The sequence below is a fragment of the Pedococcus sp. P3_C7 genome (assembly GCF_056402615.1).
Window position 1 is genome coordinate 99,391 of sequence record NZ_JBFUHC010000010.1, and the last position, 18,723, is coordinate 118,113.

General features: G+C 70.3%; 20 protein-coding genes and 1 tRNA gene. 7 read left to right on the forward strand and 14 right to left on the reverse strand.

Features of this window, described 5'->3' with window-relative positions:
- Positions 1-99 precede the first annotated feature (99 nt).
- Positions 100-1,944, reverse strand: coding sequence for a phosphoenolpyruvate carboxykinase (GTP) (locus AC1DS4_RS14615; protein WP_477633681.1), 1,845 nt, complete (start codon positions 1,942-1,944; stop codon positions 100-102).
- Positions 1,945-2,424: 480 nt separating this feature from the next.
- Between AC1DS4_RS14615 and AC1DS4_RS14620 the strand changes: the two genes are divergently transcribed.
- Positions 2,425-2,497: transfer RNA gene (locus tag AC1DS4_RS14620), tRNA-Arg, on the forward strand.
- Between the two features lie 173 nt (positions 2,498-2,670).
- On the opposite strand, the gene AC1DS4_RS14625 is transcribed toward AC1DS4_RS14620, so the two are convergent.
- Positions 2,671-3,321 carry a TetR/AcrR family transcriptional regulator gene (locus AC1DS4_RS14625; protein ID WP_477633682.1) on the reverse strand — a complete coding sequence of 217 codons (651 nt, stop codon included), beginning with the start codon at positions 3,319-3,321 and terminating at the stop codon, positions 2,671-2,673.
- Between the two features lie 92 nt (positions 3,322-3,413).
- Between AC1DS4_RS14625 and AC1DS4_RS14630 the strand changes: the two genes are divergently transcribed.
- Positions 3,414-3,824 (forward strand): SgcJ/EcaC family oxidoreductase, encoded by a 411-nt coding sequence (locus AC1DS4_RS14630; RefSeq protein ID WP_477633683.1) that lies wholly within the window; start codon positions 3,414-3,416, stop codon positions 3,822-3,824.
- Between the two features lie 43 nt (positions 3,825-3,867).
- Positions 3,868-4,524 (forward strand): hypothetical protein, encoded by a 657-nt coding sequence (locus AC1DS4_RS14635; RefSeq protein WP_477633684.1) that lies wholly within the window; start codon positions 3,868-3,870, stop codon positions 4,522-4,524.
- Positions 4,525-4,651: 127 nt separating this feature from the next.
- Here the strand turns inward: AC1DS4_RS14635 and AC1DS4_RS14640 are convergent, their stop codons facing one another.
- From AC1DS4_RS14640 to AC1DS4_RS14655, 4 genes are all read right to left on the reverse strand, one after another.
- Complete coding sequence (locus AC1DS4_RS14640; protein WP_477633685.1) at positions 4,652-4,837, reverse strand: hypothetical protein; 186 nt, start codon at positions 4,835-4,837, stop codon at positions 4,652-4,654.
- Positions 4,838-4,869: 32 nt separating this feature from the next.
- Positions 4,870-5,874, reverse strand: a complete 1,005-nt coding sequence (locus AC1DS4_RS14645; RefSeq protein WP_477614462.1) for a hypothetical protein — start codon at positions 5,872-5,874, stop codon at positions 4,870-4,872.
- Between the two features lie 82 nt (positions 5,875-5,956).
- Positions 5,957-6,412 (reverse strand): VOC family protein, encoded by a 456-nt coding sequence (locus tag AC1DS4_RS14650; protein ID WP_477624794.1) that lies wholly within the window; start codon positions 6,410-6,412, stop codon positions 5,957-5,959.
- 25 nt (positions 6,413-6,437) lie between these two features.
- The gene (locus AC1DS4_RS14655) at positions 6,438-7,421 is read right to left on the reverse strand and encodes a helix-turn-helix transcriptional regulator (RefSeq protein WP_477633686.1); all 984 of its coding nucleotides are present in this window, start codon (positions 7,419-7,421) and stop codon (positions 6,438-6,440) included.
- Between the two features lie 98 nt (positions 7,422-7,519).
- On the opposite strand from AC1DS4_RS14655, the gene AC1DS4_RS14660 reads away from it, so the two are divergent.
- The gene (locus tag AC1DS4_RS14660; RefSeq protein ID WP_477633687.1) at positions 7,520-9,070 is read left to right on the forward strand and encodes an MFS transporter; all 1,551 of its coding nucleotides are present in this window, start codon (positions 7,520-7,522) and stop codon (positions 9,068-9,070) included.
- 18 nt (positions 9,071-9,088) lie between these two features.
- On the opposite strand, the gene AC1DS4_RS14665 is transcribed toward AC1DS4_RS14660, so the two are convergent.
- From AC1DS4_RS14665 to AC1DS4_RS14690, 6 genes are read right to left on the reverse strand one after another with little or no spacing between them, the layout of a single operon-like run.
- Positions 9,089-9,445, reverse strand: a complete 357-nt coding sequence (locus AC1DS4_RS14665) for a fluoride efflux transporter FluC (protein ID WP_477646060.1) — start codon at positions 9,443-9,445, stop codon at positions 9,089-9,091.
- The gene (locus AC1DS4_RS14670; RefSeq protein WP_477614467.1) at positions 9,442-9,852 is read right to left on the reverse strand and encodes a fluoride efflux transporter FluC; all 411 of its coding nucleotides are present in this window, start codon (positions 9,850-9,852) and stop codon (positions 9,442-9,444) included. Before AC1DS4_RS14670 ends, AC1DS4_RS14665 begins: the two co-directional genes overlap by 4 nt.
- A complete protein-coding gene (locus tag AC1DS4_RS14675; RefSeq protein WP_477614468.1) occupies positions 9,852-11,081 on the reverse strand; it encodes a pyridoxal phosphate-dependent aminotransferase in 1,230 nt (409 codons plus the stop codon). Before AC1DS4_RS14675 ends, AC1DS4_RS14670 begins: the two co-directional genes overlap by 1 nt.
- Before the next feature lie 4 nt (positions 11,082-11,085).
- Positions 11,086-11,709, reverse strand: coding sequence for a hypothetical protein (locus AC1DS4_RS14680; RefSeq protein ID WP_477614469.1), 624 nt, complete (start codon positions 11,707-11,709; stop codon positions 11,086-11,088).
- A 2-nt stretch (positions 11,710-11,711) separates the two neighbouring features.
- A complete protein-coding gene (locus tag AC1DS4_RS14685; RefSeq protein ID WP_477614470.1) occupies positions 11,712-13,187 on the reverse strand; it encodes a DHA2 family efflux MFS transporter permease subunit in 1,476 nt (491 codons plus the stop codon).
- On the reverse strand, positions 13,166-13,732 hold the full coding sequence (locus tag AC1DS4_RS14690) for a PadR family transcriptional regulator (protein WP_477614471.1): 567 nt from the start codon (positions 13,730-13,732) through the stop codon (positions 13,166-13,168). The genes AC1DS4_RS14685 and AC1DS4_RS14690 overlap by 22 nt, the downstream gene beginning before the upstream one ends.
- Before the next feature lie 114 nt (positions 13,733-13,846).
- Between AC1DS4_RS14690 and AC1DS4_RS14695 the strand changes: the two genes are divergently transcribed.
- Entirely contained in the window at positions 13,847-14,293 is a 447-nt protein-coding gene (locus AC1DS4_RS14695; RefSeq protein WP_477614472.1) for a MarR family winged helix-turn-helix transcriptional regulator, read from the forward strand.
- A 130-nt stretch (positions 14,294-14,423) separates the two neighbouring features.
- Here AC1DS4_RS14695 and AC1DS4_RS14700 read toward each other — a convergent pair whose 3' ends face one another.
- Positions 14,424-15,806 carry a sensor histidine kinase gene (locus AC1DS4_RS14700; RefSeq protein ID WP_477646061.1) on the reverse strand — a complete coding sequence of 461 codons (1,383 nt, stop codon included), beginning with the start codon at positions 15,804-15,806 and terminating at the stop codon, positions 14,424-14,426.
- A complete protein-coding gene (locus AC1DS4_RS14705) occupies positions 15,803-16,459 on the reverse strand; it encodes a response regulator transcription factor (RefSeq protein ID WP_477614474.1) in 657 nt (218 codons plus the stop codon). The genes AC1DS4_RS14700 and AC1DS4_RS14705 overlap by 4 nt, the downstream gene beginning before the upstream one ends.
- Positions 16,460-16,554: 95 nt before the next feature.
- On the opposite strand from AC1DS4_RS14705, the gene AC1DS4_RS14710 reads away from it, so the two are divergent.
- Together AC1DS4_RS14710 and AC1DS4_RS14715 are read left to right on the forward strand one after the other, a co-directional pair.
- Positions 16,555-17,682: a LolA family protein gene (locus AC1DS4_RS14710; RefSeq protein WP_477614475.1), complete on the forward strand. Its 1,128-nt coding sequence runs from the start codon at positions 16,555-16,557 to the stop codon at positions 17,680-17,682.
- A complete protein-coding gene (locus AC1DS4_RS14715) occupies positions 17,679-18,713 on the forward strand; it encodes an ABC transporter ATP-binding protein (RefSeq protein WP_477614476.1) in 1,035 nt (344 codons plus the stop codon). The genes AC1DS4_RS14710 and AC1DS4_RS14715 overlap by 4 nt, the downstream gene beginning before the upstream one ends.
- The last annotated feature ends 10 nt before the right edge of the window (positions 18,714-18,723 follow it).

The window sequence follows — 18,723 nt, forward strand, 5'->3', positions numbered from 1 at the left end:
ACGCTCGTCTGCGAGCCAGCGCGCGAAAGGCCCGGAACCACAGGGGTTCCGGGCCTTTCGTCGCTATGCCGCGTGGGCGGCATACCTGCTAGTGCGTGGTCACTCGACGCCGAGGCGGGCCTTGAGGCCGTCGAGCTCGACCTGGAGCGCGGTGGGGAGGGTGTCGCCGAACTTGGCGAACCACTCCTCGATCTGCGGGATCTCGGCCTTCCACTCCTCGGGGTCGACCTTGAGGGCGGCCGCGATGTCGGCGTCGCTCATGTCGAGGCCGGAGGTGTCGAGGGACTCCGGGGTCGGCACGTGGCCGATCGGGGTCTCGACGGCGGCAGCCTTGCCCTCGATGCGCTCGATGGCCCACTTCAGGACGCGGCTGTTCTCGCCGAAGCCCGGCCACAGGAAGCCACCGTCCTCGTCACGACGGAACCAGTTGACGTAGAAGATCTTCGGCAGCTTGGAGGCGTCGGCGTCCTTGCCGAGGTTGACCCAGTGCTGGAAGTAGTCGCCGGCGTTGTAGCCGATGAACGGCAGCATCGCCATCGGGTCGCGACGGACGACGCCCACGGCACCGGTCGCGGCGGCGGTCGTCTCCGAGGAGAGCGTGGCGCCCATGAAGGTGCCGTGGATCCAGTCGCGGGACTCGGTCACCAGCGGCACGGTCGTCTTGCGGCGGCCACCGAAGAAGATCGCCGAGATCGGCACACCCTTGGGGTCGTAGTACTCGTCCGCGAGGATGTCGCACTGCTCGATGGGGGTGCAGTAGCGGCTGTTGGCGTGGCTGGACAGCTCGCCTGCCTCCCCGATGTCGGGCGTCCAGTCCTGGCCCTTCCAGCTGGTGGCGTGGGCGGGGGTGTTCTCCAGCCCCTCCCACCAGATGTCGTTGTCGTCGGTGAGCGCCACGTTCGTGAAGACCGAGTTGCCCTTGTTGATGGTCTTCATCGCGTTGGGGTTGGTGTGCTCGTTGGTGCCGGGCGCGACGCCGAAGAACCCGAACTCGGGGTTCACGGCATACAGGCGACCGTCCTCACCGAACCGCATCCAGGCGATGTCGTCGCCGAGGGTCTCGACCTTCCAGCCGGGGATGGTCGGGGCCAGCATGGCGAGGTTGGTCTTGCCACAGGCACTCGGGAACGCGGCGGCGATGTAGTAGACCTGCTGCTCGGGGGAGATGAGCTTGAGGATGAGCATGTGCTCGGCCAGCCAGCCCTCGTCGCGGGCCATCGCCGAGGCGATGCGCAGCGAGTAGCACTTCTTGCCCAGGAGCGCGTTGCCGCCGTAGCCGGAGCCGAACGACCAGATCGTCCGCTCCTCGGGGAACTGGACGATGTACTTCTCGGGGTTGCAGGGCCACTTCACGTCCTGCTGGCCCGGCTCGAGCGGGGCGCCGACCGAGTGCAGGGCGGGGACGTACTTGGCGTGCTCGCCGAGCTCCTCGATGCGCCGCAGCACGTTGACGCCGGTGCGGGCCATCACCCGCATGGAGACCACGACGTACTCGGAGTCGGTGATCTCGACGCCGAACATCGGGTTCTCGGCCTCGACGTGACCCATCACGAACGGGATGACGTACATGGTGCGGCCCTTCATGCAGCCGGCATAGAGCCCGCGCATCAGGTCCTTCATCTCGTTCGGGTCCATCCAGTTGTTGGTGGGCCCGGAGTCCTTCTCGTCCACGGAGCAGATGTAGGTGCGGTCCTCGACCCGGGCGACGTCGGTCGGGTCGGAGGCTGCATAGAAGCTGTTGGGCTTCTTCTCCTCGTTGAGGCGCACGAAGGTGCCGGCCTCGACGAGCTTGTCGGTCAGTCGGGTCCACTCGGCGGCGGAGCCGGTGACCCACTCGATGTGGTCGGGGGTGGTCATCGCTGCCACCTCGTCGACCCATGCCTGCAGGCCGGCGTGCGTGGTGCCGCCTGCGCGCTGGTCAGTCTGCGTCGCCTCGGTCGTCATGTGATCGGCCGTCCCTTTCGCCCGGGTGTGTGCCGCCCGGATCATGAGGTGATGCGTCCACGCCGACACGGGTCATCCGACCGCGTGTCCACATGGTGAACGCTCCTGATCTGGCCAAGGTACGCCCCCCTACGCGCCAGTAGATACCGCGAGGGTCGTAGATCGCTCGTGAAAAGCCTCACAACCGGCGAGTACGTCGGGTGAGTTTGCAGCCTTCTTGCAACCGCTGCAAGAAGGCGGCGAAAACCGTTGCGTTTCTTGCCTTTCGGGACGCGGCCGCCCCTGGCCGCCCGTGGCCGCCGGGCCGCGTTCAGGGCGACCGAGCGCCGTCGCGGCCCACCGGTCCGGCCACCGACGCGAGGTATGCCGCGTGCTCGCCCCAGGCGGGCGGCATACCGATTTCGTCGGCGCGGGGTCGAGCCGGTAGTCTTTCCCGTCGTTGCTCTGGGCGGTCCCACAAGGAATCTCAGGGCGACATTCGCGCCCGTAGCTCAACGGATAGAGCATCTGACTACGGATCAGAAGGTTAGGGGTTCGAATCCCTTCGGGCGCACGCGGTTGCCATGGCGACCGACTGTTCTGAGTTGAGACAGACGATGGGGCCCCCGCTCGCGGAAACGCTGGCGGGGGCCTTACTCGTCGCCGCGGATGTTTCGCAGCGCTGAGTGAGCGCCAACTCACTCTTCGCACGCCTTCGAGAGTGAGTTGGCGCTCACTCGCGCGACGTCAGGCGCCGGCCCGCGCGCGGAGGCCCCGGTCGGGCTTGAACAGGAGCTGGACCAGGGTGGTCTGCCACCACCGTTCGACCTGGTCGCCGGTCCACCCGCGTTCCTCCGTCGCGATGACGAAGCTCTCGACCGACACCACCAAGGCGTAGATGTCGAGGGCGACGCTGAGGCTGATCCCCTTGTGCCACAAGGACTTGGGCCATGAGCCGAACAGCTTGGCGCGCTCGGTTTCGCCCCGGCGCCTGCCCTCTTCGTAGGCCGCACCGAGCTCGGGGTGCTGGCGTCGGGCTTCGGCCAGGAGCCGCAGCACGTCGCCACCCAGCTCGAAGAGCCGTCGGTCGAAGGCCACGAACGCCCGCAGCTGCTCGACCGGGTTGCCCTCGTGCTGCTCCAGCTCGGCGACGACTCGGCGGACGTCCGCGCTCTGCTCGGCGGCGTCGATCAGCGAGCTCGCCAGCCCGGCCTTGCTCCCGTAGGCGTTGTAGACCGTCGCCTCCGACACTCCTGCCAGCTGCGCCACCGAGCGGACGCTCGTCCCGGCCCAGCCACCCTCGAGGAACCGCGTGCGGGCCGCCGCGGCGATGAGCTCGCGGGTGCGCTCTGCCTGCTGCTCCCGGAGCTCGGATCGGTAGGTGCGAGAAGTCGTCACGACAACCACTGTACAGGTTCGCTGAGTTGCTCTATATTCACTGAGTGCATCACTAATGAATGAATACCAACTCAGCGAAAGGAAGCACGACCATGAACGCATCCACCCTGACCACCGAGGCTCAGACCGTGGCGACCGAGGCGCTCGCCCGCCTCGAGTCCGCCTGGAACGCCGCGGACGGAGCGGCCTTCGGCGCCGTCTACACCGCTGACGCCTCGTTCGTCACGATCCGCGGCGACCGCCTCCTCGGGGCTGAGGCCATCGGTGCCGGCCACGCCGGGATCTTCGCGACCATCTATGCCGGCAGCGTCAACCGGATGGAGCTGGTCCGGGCAGAGGCCCTCGCTGCCGACGTCGTCCTCGCCCTCTCGGCCAACACGCTCGACAGCCCCGCTGGCCCGCTCGCAGGCGTCCACCAGGCCATGTCGACCAGCGTCATCGTCCGGCAGGCCGACGGGGCGTGGCGCATCGTCTCCACCCACAACACCCTCGTGGTGGCCTGAGATGGCAACCCCGGTCGAGGCCCCGTCCGCGAACGAAGCACGGTTGAGCCACTCGGCAGCGACCGGCGCCGCCCCCCAGGCCCCGCGCGCCAGTCGTCGCCTCGTCGCAATCCTGTTCGCCACGGGCGGTCTGGGGATCGCGCTGGGCGGTCAGCTCCACCCGCATGGCCACGGCGACACCGTCGACGCACACCTGCTGTCGATGTTCGAGAGCCCCGCGTGGGCGCCGGCGCACTGGGTTCTCCTGGTCGGAAGCGTCCTCGCCGCAGCAGGCCTCGTCGTGGCCTGGCGACGCCACACCTTCGGTCCCTCGGTCCAACGGTGGCTTCCTGCGGCGTCGGTCGCCTGGGTCTTCGGAGCGCTCGAGGTCCTCCCACACCTCCTGGCCGCAGGCGAAGCGCACGCGCTGGAGCACCACGAGGCCACACCCGTGCTCGAACTCCACGTCCTGCTGCAGGTCGCCTCGGCACCGTTGGTCGGGATCTCGGGCGCCGTGGTCGCCGTGCTCGTGGCTCGTGCCGCGCACACGCGGCCGGCCTGGGTCCTCGCCGTCGTCGGCGTCATCGGCGGCCTCGGGTATGCCGCGTCCGCGCCCCTTCTCGTCACGACGGGCAACGTGGCCTACACGGTGCTCTTCCCATTCCAGGCCGGACTGGCGCTCTGGTTGCTCGGGACCGGGATACGTCTCCTGCGCCGTTGAGGCGACCGCTCAGGGCAGGCCCGCCGAACCCCGGCGGGCCTGCGCTGCATGCCCGGGCACCATGCTGACGGGGGGACCGGCTGCTGAACCGGCGCGAGGTCGGTGCCGGGCCGGCATACCGGATGCGTCAGTCTTGGCGGCGGGCGCCGAGGGCGACGACGACCCCGATCAGGGCGACGAAGGGCCCGATGACCGCCCAGATGCCCACCCCGCTCATGCCGCTCCCGCCGAGGATGTCGAGGCCCTGCAGGGTCCAGACGATTCCGATGAGGACGAGCACGACACCGATGACGAGCGAGACGCGACGGTTCACAGCCTGGAGCCTACGTCGTGGCGTGCGCCCGGTCAGTCGGTCCGCGGTGTGGTGAGGTGTGCACGCAAGGCCACGTAGACCTTGCGGACGCCGATTGCGCGTTGCAGGTCGTCCTGGATCCGGGTGAAGAACTCGCGACGGTAGTTCTGGTCGATGACGGCCTGGACCGTGAAGTAGAGACCCGCGAACGCCGACAGGAACACCGCCACCGAGAACAGCTCGTCACTGATGAGGTGGAACGGGCCCGTGTAGTGCGGCTTCTCGCCCACCCAGGCCTGGATGACGCTCGGTCGGATCGCGATCGAGCCGAAGACCACGAAGAACCCGAACACGATCACGACGAGCGACAGCATCTGGATCGCCTGGGCGATGAAGAGCATCAGCATCAGGTTGCGACGCTGGAGCTTCGGCAGCCGGATGCCGGCGACCTCGGTGGCGAGGTGCGGCTCGGACAAGATCTCCCGCGCAGCCGAGGCCACCGGTGTCCCCTGGCAGGTCGACGCCAGCCGCTCACCCTCGACCTCGACGCCGACCCGCTCGATCTCACTCGCGAACGACGGTGCGAGGAACGCCACGGCGAGCAGCGCGAAGATGCCGACGCAGACCCACAGCAGCGGTCGCGGCAGAGCCGAGGAGACCTGCCACACCTCCGTGTTGATGAACAGAAAGGTGATGAACAGCAACAGGAACGGCAGCGCCCGCGTCGCGAGGGGTCCGATGAGCGAACGGTTCTCCCAGGCGTGGGCCAGCGCCCACCGGCCGATCCGCCCGACGCGGAAGACGCGGATGGCCCGACCCAGCGCGACAGCCGCCGCGACGAGCAGGCCCGCAGCCACAGCCGCGCCGCCCGAGAGGTCGAGGTTGAGCGCGACGACGGTGACGACCACGGCCGGGACGACGGCGGCCAGGGCCCAGAGGCCCACGATGCGGGGGGCCAGCGCCCTCTGGATCGCCTCGTGGCCGGACTCTACGAAGTAGGGCAGGCCGTGGTCCTCGAACCAGTTCTCGCACTTGGCGATGTCGTTGGTCGTCAGCACCGGGCCAGCCTCTCAGGTGGCCGGACCGGTTCGGTCGCACCACGCTGCCGTCAAACCACGCAGCCGTCACGCCACACAGTTGTCACACCACGCAGAACTCGTTGCCCTCGGGGTCGCGCAGCGTCACGGCGTAGTAGTCGGCGCCGTCGGGGGCATTGACGTAGGCGATGCTCCCGCCCAGGGCGACCAGCCGCTCGACTTCGGCGTCCACGCTCGCCCGCCGCGCGGCGTACGGCATCGCCTCGCGTCCCGGGGTGTGCCGGACGTCGATGTGCAGCCGGTTCTTGACCGACTTGGGCTCGGGCACCTCCTGGAACCAGATGCGCGGTCGCACCCCCTCGGGGTCGACGATCGCCCCGCTGCCGTTCTCGGCACCGACGAGCTCCTCCTCGGGTATGCCGCCCGCTCGCCAGTAGTCGAGCCACGAGTCCCAGCCGGCAGGGGCCGGCTCGGGGACGTAGCCGAGCGCCGCGCACCAGAAGGTCACGAGTCGGGAGGTGTCGGCGCAGTCGACGGTGAGGTGCCAGTTCGCGGTCATGTCGGCAGTTTCGCACCGAGGTCCGTCAGCCGCTCTGGACTGTGCCGGCTGCCTCGGTGAAGCGCGACGACCACAGGCGCAGCAGCTCGAGCACCTCCGGAGTGGCTTCCTCGAGGGTGAACGGTGCGTCGACCACACCCAGCCCGAACGCCGCCCACCCCGGGTGCACGGCGTCCATCTCCAGTCGGCAGGAGGTGTCGTCGATGGGGGTGACGCGCGCCCAGCGCCCGGTGCGCCTCTCCACCTGCTCTGCCGATGCCCTCACCGTGGCGCGCACGACAACACGGGTTTCGTTGCGGGACAGTCCCTTTCGCACGTAGGCCGCGGCGTCGCCTCCCGGGATCTCGCGGGCCCGGAATCGTGAGCGGGTCCCGAATGGTTCGGTCAGGCGATCGAGCCGGAACGAACGCCAGTCCTGCCGGTCGAGGTCGTAGCCGAGCAGGTACCAGCGCCGACCCACCGTGACCAGGCGGTGCGGCTCGACGTGGCGCCGGACGTCCTCACCCGCCACCTGGCCGCCCCGCGCGCGGTAGGTGAACCGGATGCGCTCGGTGTCACGCGTGGCCTGGGCGACGGCTGCGAGGACCTCGGCCTGCACTGCCGGTGCCTCGGAGAAGGGCGCGTCGTCGGTCACCGCCCGCAGCGCCTCTGCTCGCCGACGAAGCTTGGGCGGCAGCACCTGCACGACCTTGGACAGGGCGCTGACCGACGCCTCCGACAGCGCACCCGACGTCAGCTGCGCTGCTCCGTTGAGCGCCACCACCATGGCGATCGCCTCGTCCTCGTCGACGGTCAGGGGCGGCATCGTGGCGCCGGCTCCGAGCTGGTAGCCGCCCTCGACGCCGCGCACCGAGTCGACGGGATAGCCGAGCTCGCGCAGCCGCTCGACGTCGCGACGCAGGGTGCGCTCGGACACCTCCAGCCGTTCGGCCAGCTCGGGCCCGGCCCAGAACCGGTGGGTCTGGAGCAGGGAGAGCAGTCGCAGGGTGCGGGAGCTGGTGTTGGCCATGACTTCAGGATGCCTGAGATAGCGGTCAGAAAGTGGCCGGATCTCTCCCTAGCGTCGGTGATGACAGGAATCCGCAGACCACCAGTCAGGAGAAGGACATGACCACCACGCTGGAGATGCCTCGCGAGGGTGAGCACACGGCATACCCGCCGGTCGACAGCCACGAGGCCACGAGTGGCGACGCCACGCAGCCCGGGACCCCGGTGGTGGCGCGGGGCGCGCTGCCGTTGGGACGGGCACGGACCATCGCGCTGCTCAGCCTGTTCCTCGCCTCGACGATGGAGCTCCTCGACACCACGATCGTCAACGTCGCCCTGCCGACCATCGAGGCGGGGCTCCAGGCCAGCGCCGCCCAGCTGCAGTGGATGGTGGCGGCGTACCCGCTGGCGTTCGCCGTCGGCCTGATCACCGGATCGCGCCTGGGTGACCTCTGGGGGCGCAAGCGGGTCTTCCTCGGCGGGCTCGTCGGCTTCACCCTCATGTCGGCGGCGTGCGGCTTCGCCCCGAACGCCGAGGCGCTGGTCGGCTTCCGCGCGCTGCAGGGACTCGCGGCCGCGGCGATGATCCCGCAGGTCCTGTCGAGCCTCCAGGTGATGTACGCGCCGCACGAGCGGGCCAAGGCGATGGGGCTCTTCACCGGGCTGGCCGGACTGTCGGCAGTGCTCGGGCCGGTCATCGGTGCCGTTCTTACGGAGGCCGACCTCGGCGGTCTCGGATGGCGCTCGATCTTCCTCGTCAACGTCCCGTTCGGGGCGCTGGCGATGGTGGCCGCGCTGCGCTGGGTGCCGGAATCCGTTGCCACGCAACGCCCGCGCATCGACGTGCGTGGTGTCAGTGTTCTCGCCGTCGGTCTGCTCGCCGTGCTCTACCCCCTCACCATGGGTCGCGAGCTGGGCTGGCCCGCCTGGGTGTATGCCGCGATGGCCGCCGGTGCGGTCGTGCTCGGGTTCTTCGCGAGGTCACAGGTCCGGGCCGAGCGCGCCGCTCGCGAGCCGCTGGTGGCGCTCAGCCTCTACCGGGGCCGGGGCTTCGCCGCCGGTTCGGCGATGAACTCGTTGCTGTTCATGGCGATGGCCTCCTACTTCCTGTGCCAGACGATCTACCTCCAGGCGGGTCTCGGCTGGTCGGTGCTCAAGGCAGGGCTCGCGGGGGTGCCGTTCGCGCTGACGACGACCGTGTTCGCCGGCGTCGGGGTGGCCGTGCTCGCACCCAAGATCGGTCGACGGGTGCTGCAGATCGGTGCACTGACCTGGGCGGCCGGTGCCGTGGTCCTCGCCGCCACGGTCCACGGCGCCGACGCCTCGACCTCGGTCTGGACGTTCCTCCCGGGGTTCGTGGTGGCCGGTGCCGGGTTCGGGTTGATGGTCTCGCCGATCGGCGTCTTCACGCTCGCGGACGTGCCGGTCGACAAGGCCGGGTCGGCATCGGGGCTGTTCAGCACGACGGGTCAGCTCTCGGGCGCGGCCGGGGTGGCAGTGCTGGGCTCGCTCTTCTTCTCCGTCGTCGACGCCCACGGGTCTGCGTCTCCGGTGGAGACGTTCCGACCCGCGATGGAGGTGGCGCTCGCGGTGCTCGTCGGGCTCATGCTCGTGGCGGCAGTGGTCGCGCGGCAGCTGCCCGCGATGCCGAGCCTGCCCGCGCAGGACTGAACGCCCGGCGGCGACCTCTCAGTGAGCGCCAACCCACTCATCGACCAGGTTCGAGAGTGGGTTGGCGAGGGCGAGGTTGGCGACGAACGGCCGCCAAGCGCGCTCCTCGAAGAACACCCACGTCTCGAACGCCAACGTGGAGAACGTCGTCAGCGCCCCGCAGAAACCAATGCCCACCAACGGCATCAGCCACTCGGCTGGATGCGGCACCCCTGCCACGAGCCCGAGGACGAAAGACCCCACCACGTTCACGACGAGCGTCCCGAGGATGGTCCCGGCCCTGGTGTGCTCCCGCGCCCACCGGTCCACGACGAACCGCAGCGGTGCCCCGATGGCGGCGCCCGCCAGCACCAGCAGCGCGCCCCACCCGGTCACGGTCGCCGCCCGAAAACCCGCTCGCCGAGCGTGACCCCGAAGCCCACCGCCACCAGGCCCGCGACCAACGACCCCACGAGGTATGCCGCGGCGACCAGTCCGTGCCCCGCCTGCACCATCGCGTGGATGTCCAGGGCGTAGGACGAGAAGGTGGTCCAGCCCCCGAGCACGCCCACCCCGAGGAAGGGCCGCAGCCACGGGTGCGGCTGGGTCATCGAGAGCACCCAGACGACCAGCACACCCATCGCGAGCGACCCCGTGACGTTGACCAGGAACGTCGACCACGCGAAGGCGCCGGACACGTGCGGCAGCGCCAGCCCGACGGCATACCGGCTGAGGGAACCCAACACACCGCCCGCGGCGACAGCCCCGAGCAGCCCAGCGTCACCCGCCCGGACCATGCGCATCAGGCGCGCTGGGTCTCCAGGAAGTCCGCGATCCGCCCGATCGCCTCGGTCAGGACCTCGACGTCGGGCAGCGTCACCAGGCGGAAGTGGTCGGGCTCGAACCAGTTGAAGCCGGTGCCGTGCGTGACCAGGATCTTCTTGCTGCGCAACAGGTCGATGACGAACGCCTGGTCGTCCTCGATGGGGTAGACGTCGGGATCCAGCCGCGGGAAGCAGTAGAGCGCTCCGTGCGGTTCGACACAGCTGACGCCCGGGATCTCGTTGAGCAGCCGCCAGGCCGTCTTGCTCTGCTCGTAGAACCGGCCGCCGGGGTGGATGTACTCCTCGATCGACTGGTAGCCGCCGAGTGCCGTCTGGATCGCGTGCTGGCCAGGGACGTTGGCGCACATGCGCATGTTGGCCAACAGGGTCAGGCCCTCGAGGAAGTCGGCCGCGAGCTCCTTGGGCCCCGACACCATCACCCAGCCCGCGCGGTAGCCGCAGACGCGGTAGGCCTTGGACAGCCCGCTGAACGTCAGGCACAGCACGTCGTCGCCGGCGAAGGTCGCCGTGTGGTGGTGGACCGGCTGGTTGACCTCGTCGGCGAAGAGGATCTTCTCGTAGATCTCGTCGGACATCAGGACCAGGTTGTGGCGGCGGGCGATGTCGGCCATGCCGCGCACGATCTCGTCGCTGTAGACGGCGCCGGTCGGGTTGTTGGGGTTGATGACGACCAGGGCGTGGGTGTTCTCGGTGATCTTGGACTCGATGTCGGCAAGGTCGGGGTTCCAGCCGTTGGACTCGTCGCACCGGTAGTGGACCGGGGTGCCGCCGGCCAGCGTCACGGCGCCGGTCCAGAGCGGGTAGTCCGGCGCCGGCACGAGGATCTCGTTGCCCTCGTCGACGAAGGCCGTGAGCACCATCGAGATGAGCTCCGAGACGCCGTTGCCGATGTAGACGTCGTCGACGTGCGTGTCCGTCAGGCCACGGGACTGGTAGTAGTGCGCGACGGCCGTGCGGGCGGAGTAGATGCCGCGCGAGTCGCTGTAGCCCTGGGAGTTCGGCAGGTGGTGGACCATGTCCTGCAGGATCGCCTCGGGCGCCTCGAAGCCGAACGGCGCGGGGTTGCCGATGTTGAGCTTGAGGATCTTGTGCCCCTCGGCCTCGAGCTTCTGGGCCTCCTCGAGGATCGGCCCACGCACGTCGTAGCGGACCTGGTGGAGCTTGCGGGACTGCGTGATTCGGCGCACGCGCTCAGTGTCCCAGCACTTCGACCGTGGACACGACGGTGGTCACCCCCGGGCGCGTCGGCGTGGAGCTGAACCCGAACCGGCAGGGCGGGTCGACGTCGGCCAGGTCGCCCAGGGCCGTGCCGCGCCAGGAGCCGTCGAGACGGGTCACCGCGTGCAGGTCGGTGGCGCCGTACCACTCACGTCGACCCTCCATCGCGACTCCCCGGGTCCGTACCCCATGCAGCGCGACCCGGGCCACGGGGTCGACGACGGTGGCCCACGCGGGACTGGTCCCGATCCGCGGCGGCACCGCGCGCAGCAGCCAGCCCAGCGGCATACGCCTCCCCACGGACAGGTATGCCGTGAGGTGGTCGCCCGCGCGAACGTCCCAGCCGGTGGTGGTCACGGCCACGGACACCGGCGCCAGGCAGACCTCGTCGAACTCGTAGGTCTGCTGGACGAACTCGGCCACCCCCTCGCTGGGGGCCAGAAGGGTCCGGTGGCCCGCGGCGTCCTCGACCATCACGTCGGCGAACGGCCCGAGGGGAGACTCGACCCACCGTCCCACGACGAACCGCACGCCGGTCGTGGAGCCGACCCCGGCGATGGCGCCCGTGAAGCGCAGCCGCTGGACGGACGCCACCACGGTCAGGAGTGGGTCGGCTTGGTGAAGGCGAGGGCGGCAACCACCCCGAGGAGCAGCACAGCTGCCGGCAGCAGCAGCGCCTGCGACATCGCGCTGGCGAAGCCGTCGGCGATCTGCGGAGGCAGCTTCACGCCTGAGGTGCGCTGCGACATGTCCTGGGGCACCCCGGGCAGGTTGGCCGTCAGCCGCGCCTCGATGAGGGCCGCGATGGCCGCGCTGCCGAGGACTGCGCCGATCTGCCGGGTCGTGTTGTAGATGCCGGATCCGGCGCCTGCCGAGGACATCGGCAGGTTGCGCGTGGCGGTGGCGGCTAGCGGGGCCCACATGAAGGCGTTCGCGACACCCATCAGCGCCATGGGCACGAGCAGCAGCCACGTCGGGCTGTCCGTGGTCGTCACCAGACTGAGCAAGAACAGCGCGACCGAGCACAGGGCCAACCCGAACGCCGTGATGGCCCGCGGGTGCATGCGGTCGATGAGCCGGCCCGCGACCGGGGACAGCGCGCCGGCCAGCACCGCCATGGGCACGAGCAGCAGGGCCGACTGGGTCGGCGTCAGGCCGCGGACGACCTGGGCATAGAGCATGAACGGGAAGGCCATCGCCGTGATGGCGAACCCGACTGCGGCGATGGCGATGTTGGACAGCGAGAAGTTGCGGTCGCGGAACAGCCCGAGCGGCACGAGGGGTTCGGTCCGGATCCGGCTCTGCCAGTAGACGAACAGGCCGAAAACCACGATGCCCGCGGCGATGAGCAGCGGCACGGAGATGATCCCGGTGATGGTGCCCCAGTTGTAGGTCTCGCCCTCCTGGATGCCGAAGACGATGAGGAACATGCCGACCGCGGAGAGCGCCACACCGATCCAGTCGAACGAGTGGCTGTGCGTCTGCAGCGTGGGCACCAGGCGGGCCGCGAGCACGAAGGCGGCGACGCCGACGGGGACGTTGATGAAGAAGATCCACTCCCAGCCGGGGCCGTCGACGAGCAGGCCGCCGACCAGCGGTCCGACGAGAATGGCGACTCCCGCGGTGGCGCCCCACAGGGACATCGCCTGGCCACGGGAGGCGGCGGGGAAGGTGCGCGTGATGACCGCCATCGTCTGGGGTGTCATGAGCGATGCCCCGACGCCCTGGACGATGCGCGCGATGATCAGCATCTCGATGGAACCGGTGAGCCCGCACCAGAGAGAGGCGAGGGTGAATAGCGCCAGCCCGATCAGGTAGACGTACTTCGGCCCGATGCGGTCGCCGAGGCGGCCGGTGATGAGCAGCGGCACGGCATACGCGAGCAGGTAGGCGGAGGTGACCCAGATGACCGAGTTCACGTCGGCGCCCAGGCCCTTCATGATCGCCGGCGTCGCGACGGACACGATGGTCGAGTCGACCAGGATCATGAAGAACCCGATCACCATGGCCCACAGGGCCGGCCACGGGCGGTAGTCGGCGGGCAGGTCGGTGCTCAGGGTTGCGGGTGCGGCCATGAGAGGTCGCCTTTCTCGAGTCGGGTGATGAAACCGTTGATCCAGTCCTGCTGGGCCACGGTCATGTGGCGGATGTAGTCGGCGGTGATCCAGTAGGCCTCGGCGATCTCACGCGCCCTGGCCTTGTCGACGAGGCAGTCGATGTCGGACAGCTCGCCCTCGATGACCTTGAGGTGGTCGCGCAGGTCGGCGCAGACGGCACTGGCCGGGGCGTGGTGTGCCTCGGCGAGGGCCAGGGCAAAGCTGGGGAACTCGTTGACGGGCTCGCGCAGGATCTGCCGGATCCGCTCCACCAGCGACGTGCGGCCGAGCTCGGTGATGGCATAGGTGGTGCGCTCCGGCCGGTTGCCCGCGCGGGCGGTGCCGGTCGCCTCGGCCAGGCCGTCGTGGGTGAGGCGTTCGACCGTGCGGTACAGCGAGCCCGGGGTGACGCGGACGATGCGGTCCTCGTGACGTTCGAGGAGCAACTGGTACATCTCGTAGGGGTGCATGGCGCGCTCGTTGAGCAGTGCCAGCGCCGAGATGGCCAGCGGGGAGAGGGGCATCGGTGTCCAGGCGTCCGATCGTTCCGTGCGAAATATTCCACGCGGAATATAGACGTGGCCTCGCGAGATGGTCAACTCCCCGTGCACTGCGCGCGCTGCCCTAGGCTCCCCTGCATGGCTCCCACGTCGGACCTCGGGGCACTCGAGATCGAGCTCAGCAGGCTGCTGCGCCGTGCCCGCAGTGCGCAGCAGCGCACCGCCCTGGACGTGCACCCCGACCTCGACTCCGCGGGGTATGCCGTGCTGGTCGCCATCCGTGACCTGGCCGCCACCGGCGGCGGCGCCCGGGGCGGCGACATCTCCGACCTGCTCGGGCTGCACAAGTCGACGACCAGCCGGAACCTCACCACGCTCGAGGACCTCGGCCTGATCGAGCGGATCCCCGACCCGGATGACGCCCGCGCCCGTCAGGTGCGGCTCACCTCGGCCGGTGCCGAGGCCCTGGAGCGCTCGGTGTCGGGTCGGCGCGAGCGGCTGCGTGCGCGCTTGGCGAGCTGGGAGGCGCAGGACGTCGCCGATCTCGCCCGCCTCCTGCGACTGCTCAACGACACCGCGCCCTAGGTCACACCTTTATCGGGTGTAGGGACAAAGGTGGCCTTCACCCCGAAACGGTTCCGGGGTGAAGCGCTCCCTTTCGGGGTTGAGCCACCGCTGCGGCCACTCGACTCCGGTCAGACGCTGATGCCTCCCCTCAACCGCGGGTGGAATCGCTCGGTTTGGCCCGATCGAACGCCACGACAGCCCGCACGCCGGGTGCGGCGTCCTCGAGCCACACCCGAGCGCCGTTGCGCCGCAACAGCTCTCGCGTGATGGGCAGGCCGAGGCCACTGCCGCCGCTGTCGCGGTCGCGAGCCTCGTCGAGCCGGGCGAACCGGTCGAAGACCCGCTCGCGGTCGGCTTCGGGTATGCCGTGCCCGTCATCGGCCACGACGAGCCACACGGCATTGCCGTGACGCTCCCAGGACAGGGTCACGCGGGTGGCCGCGTGGCGCACGGCGTTGTCGACCAGGTTGCCGACGGCCCGGGTCAGGTCGTCAGGTCGCGCCACGACGGTCGCCTCCCCGAGACCACCGGAGGTCTGGGCCCTCACCGGCACGCGAGCCGAGGTGTAGCGCCGCTCGGTGTCAGCCACCACCTGGGCGACCGACAACTCCGTCGCCTCGGAGAGCGAGCCCTCGGCGCCCGAGCGCGCCAGCACCAAGAGGTCTTCGACGAGGGCGGACAGGCGATCCACCTCCGGCAGCAGCTCGCCCGGCAGGGCGCCCCCCTCGCCGACGCGGGCGGCGACTTCCAGCTGGGTGCGCATGCTCGCCAGCGGACTTCGGAGCTCGTGCGCCGCGTCGGCGACGAAGCTGCGCTGCTGCGCACCAGCGGACGCGAGGCGGGCGAGCATGTCGTTGAGCGTGGTCGCCAGGGCGCTGACCTCGTCCCGGGTGTCGGGCACCGGGAGCCGTTCCGTCGGGTCGGCGGCCGCACCGATCCGCTGGGCACCTTGTCGCAGCGACTCCACCGGACGAAGGGCCGATCCGATGACGCGCCAGGCGACGACACCGAGCAGCGCGAGGAAGAGGGGGAGGAGCACCAGCATGAGCGTCCGCAGCACCCGACGGCTGTTGTCGAGGTCTGCCGTCGGCACCGCTGCGACGACGAGCACCCGGGCCGTGGCCGGGCCGGCCTCGAGTCCCGCCACCTGGAGCTCGCCCGACAGCCCGGCGCGMGCGCCGGGCACCCGGMGCCCGGAGCCGCGAGCGACGAGCCGACGCTCGGCCGGGTCGACGAGCGGGGTCAACCGGTCGGCAGTCACGGAGGCGCCGACGACCCGGTTCTGCGGGTCGAGCACCTGGACCAGCTGGGCACCGCTCGCTGGCACCGGCGCGGGCAGGCGCCCCTCGTCCACGAGGATCGCGACGTCGTGCGCACTGGCCCTGGCCTCCGCGGTGGTGGCCCGGTCCAGTGCCGCGCCCATCGCGGCATACAGGACGATGCCGCCCACGAGCAGCGCTCCCGCGACGCCAGCCAGTCCGACGACCATGAGCCGCGATCGGAGGCTGCGCCGACCGAACCACCCGGTCATGCCCGCAACCGGTATCCGACGCCACGCACCGTCTCGATGCGGTCGCGACCCAGCTTGCGCCGCAGGTAGCCGATGTAGACCTCGACCACGTTGGGGTCTACCGTCTCGGCGGAGCCCCACACGTTGTCCAGGAGCGACTCCTTGGTCGAGACGGCCGGGTGCGCGCGCAGCAGGTGCTCGAGGACGAGGTACTCGGTCCGGGACAGGGCCACCACCGCGCCCGCCACCTCGACCCGGCGCGAGGCGGGGTCGAGCCGGATGCCTCCGGCTGCCAGCGTCGTGGCGCGGGGCACCGGGTCGCGACGGACCAGGGCCCGCAGCCTGGCGAGCAGGACGACGAAGGAGAACGGCTTGGTGAGGTAGTCGTCGGCGCCGTAGTCAAGCCCGTCGGCCTGGTCGTACTCGCCGTCCTTGGCCGACAGGAGCATGACCGGCACCCAGTTCTCCTCTGCCCGGAGCGTCCGGACCACCGTGTAGCCGGACATCCTCGGCAGCATGACGTCGAGCAGGACCGCGTCGTACCCGCCGAACCGCGCAGCCTCCAGCCCACTCGGTCCGTCGACCGCCGTGTCGACCACGAACCCTTCTGCCACAAGGCCCTTCGCAAGGGCAGCGGCCATCCGGGGCTCGTCCTCGACCACCAGCACCCGCACCCCGCCACTGTGGCACGAGAGTCCCAGCCCTCAGCCCACATTCCCGGTCTGAAACCCTTAGAAAGTTCACAGGTCCCGCGCGGCAGGATGGACCCATGAGCCTGTTCACGGACCACCCTGCCGCCCGCTGGGCAGCACCCGCCGGCGCACTCGCCGTGATCGGTGCCGTCGCCCTCACGGCCAACCACGTCGCCAGCGCCGACCCGAGCCTGCCGCCGCGTTCCGCCGCGCAGCTGCTCGTCGACGTGCAGCAGGCCAACCTCAAGGGCCTGTCCGGCACCGTCGTGCAGACCTCGAACCTCGGGCTGCCGGACATCAATCTCGGCGGGTCGACCCAGGGCGGATCGTCGTCACTGACCTCGCTGGTCTCGGGCACCCACACCTGGCGCGTCTGGCTCGCGGGGCCGCAGCAGCAGCGGCTCGCCCTGGTCGGCAGCCTCGGCGAGTCCGACGTGATTCGCAACGGACGCGACCTGTGGGTGTGGTCCAGCAAGGACAAGACCGCGACCCACACGCTGCTGCCGGCCGAGGGCGCCAAGCCGGCCCCGACGCCCGACCAGCTGCCCAAGACACCGCAGGAGGCAGCTCAGCTCGCCTTGTCGGCGATCGAACCCACCACGAGCGTCGCCACCTCGGGTGCGTCCGTGGTCGCGGGGCAGCAGGCCTACGACCTGGTCCTCAAGCCCAAGGACACCGCCAGCCTGGTCGCGTCCGTGCGGATCTCGCTGGACGCCGTCCACCACGTGCCTCTGCGGGTGCAGGTGTTCTCCACCAAGACGGCCAACCCGGCGTTCGAGGTCGGGTTCACCCACGTCGACTTCGCCAAGCCGGCCGCTCGCCAGTTCGCCTTCAACCCTCCGCCCGGCACCAAGGTCACCCAGTCGACCCTGGGCAGCGATGCCGGCAAGGCGGCGGCGACCAAGCCCTCCGCGCCGGGCTCCGCTCCCGCAGGCGCCAAGCCCAAGATCGTGGGCATCGGCTGGACCACCGTCGTGGTCTCCCGGCTGCCCGACGCCTCGGCCGCCGGGTCCCGGGCGAGCCAGGGGGACCTCGCGGGCCAGCTGCAGCGCGTCCTCAGCCTGCTGCCCAAGGCGTCCGGCTCCTGGGGCACCGGTCACGTGCTCCAGGGCACCCTGTTCACCGTGGTCGTCACCGATGACGGCCGGGTCGCCGTGGGCGCCGTCGCCCCAGAGCGGGTGTATGCCGCGCTGGCGGCGAAATGACCCAGCTCACCACGGCGGGTGAGCAGGCTGCGCCGAGCGGGCGGGTGACCCCCGCGCGCCAGTTCGCGAGGTCCGACACAGGTCCGGGAGCATCACCCGAGACGGGCCTCGCGATCTCGACCAGGGGCCTGACCAAGCGGTTCGGCTCGCAGGTCGCCGTCGACGACGTGGACCTGCGCGTTCCCCACGGCGCGGTCTACGGCTTCCTCGGGCCGAACGGCTCCGGCAAGACCACCACCATCCGGATGCTGCTCGGACTGGTCGAACCCACATCGGGCAGCCGGAGCCTGCTCGGGATGGCCATCCCGCAGCAGGCCACGATCGCCCTGCACCGGGTCGGCTCGCTCGTCGAGGGTCCTGCGTTCCACCCGTACCTGTCGGGGTGGGCGAACCTCGTGCGGCTCGACTCCGCGGACGTCCTCGCCGATCCCGGGACCACCCGAGCCCGCATCGGCACCGCCCTCGACCGGGTCGGCCTGACCGCCGCAGCCGGCAAGCGCTACCGCGCCTACTCGCTCGGCATGCGCCAACGGCTGGCCATCGCCGCCGCCCTCCTCGCCCCCCGCGACCTCCTCGTGCTCGACGAACCCACCAACGGGCTCGACCCGCAGGGCACGCGCGAGGTGCGCTCCCTCATCGGGTCGCTCGCCTCCGACGGCACGACGGTCTTCGTCTCCAGCCACCTGCTCGCCGAGGTGGAGCAGATCTGCAGCCACCTGGGCGTCATGCGGGATGGGCGCCTAGTGGCACAAGGCACCACGTCGGAGGTGCGCGGCGGCGGCATCGTGACGCTGCACCTCGTGACCGCCCAGCCGGCGGAGGCTGCTGCGGTGCTGACTGGGCTCGGCGTGCAGTCGGTCACCGCGCACGCAGGTGAGGTGCGCGGCATACCCGGCGAGCTCGAGCCGGAGGCCATCGTCGCGGCGCTGGTCCGCGCGGGGGTCGGGGTGCGGTCGTTCACCGCGAGCTCGCCGAGCCTCGAGGATCTGTTCGTCTCGCTCACGGGGGAGGGTTTCGATGTCAGCGGCTGAGGTGCACGTA

Bases quoted from the DNA above. Each gene is read 5' to 3' on its own strand.
- AC1DS4_RS14670 (WP_477614467.1), bottom strand. From the start codon at position 9,852: ATGCGCATGGTCCGGGCGGGTGACGCTGGGCTGCTCGGGGCTGTCGCC.
- AC1DS4_RS14630 (WP_477633683.1), top strand. From the start codon at position 3,414: ATGAACGCATCCACCCTGACCACCGAGGCTCAGACCGTGGCGACCGAG.
- AC1DS4_RS14690 (WP_477614471.1), bottom strand. From the start codon at position 13,732: ATGCCCCTCTCCCCGCTGGCCATCTCGGCGCTGGCACTGCTCAACGAG.
- AC1DS4_RS14715 (WP_477614476.1), top strand. From the start codon at position 17,679: ATGACCCAGCTCACCACGGCGGGTGAGCAGGCTGCGCCGAGCGGGCGG.
- AC1DS4_RS14685 (WP_477614470.1), bottom strand. From the start codon at position 13,187: ATGGCCGCACCCGCAACCCTGAGCACCGACCTGCCCGCCGACTACCGC.
- AC1DS4_RS14650 (WP_477624794.1), bottom strand. From the start codon at position 6,412: ATGACCGCGAACTGGCACCTCACCGTCGACTGCGCCGACACCTCCCGA.
- AC1DS4_RS14695 (WP_477614472.1), top strand. From the start codon at position 13,847: ATGGCTCCCACGTCGGACCTCGGGGCACTCGAGATCGAGCTCAGCAGG.
- AC1DS4_RS14615 (WP_477633681.1), bottom strand. From the start codon at position 1,944: ATGACGACCGAGGCGACGCAGACTGACCAGCGCGCAGGCGGCACCACG.
- AC1DS4_RS14655 (WP_477633686.1), bottom strand. From the start codon at position 7,421: ATGGCCAACACCAGCTCCCGCACCCTGCGACTGCTCTCCCTGCTCCAG.
- AC1DS4_RS14660 (WP_477633687.1), top strand. From the start codon at position 7,520: ATGACCACCACGCTGGAGATGCCTCGCGAGGGTGAGCACACGGCATAC.
- AC1DS4_RS14710 (WP_477614475.1), top strand. From the start codon at position 16,555: ATGAGCCTGTTCACGGACCACCCTGCCGCCCGCTGGGCAGCACCCGCC.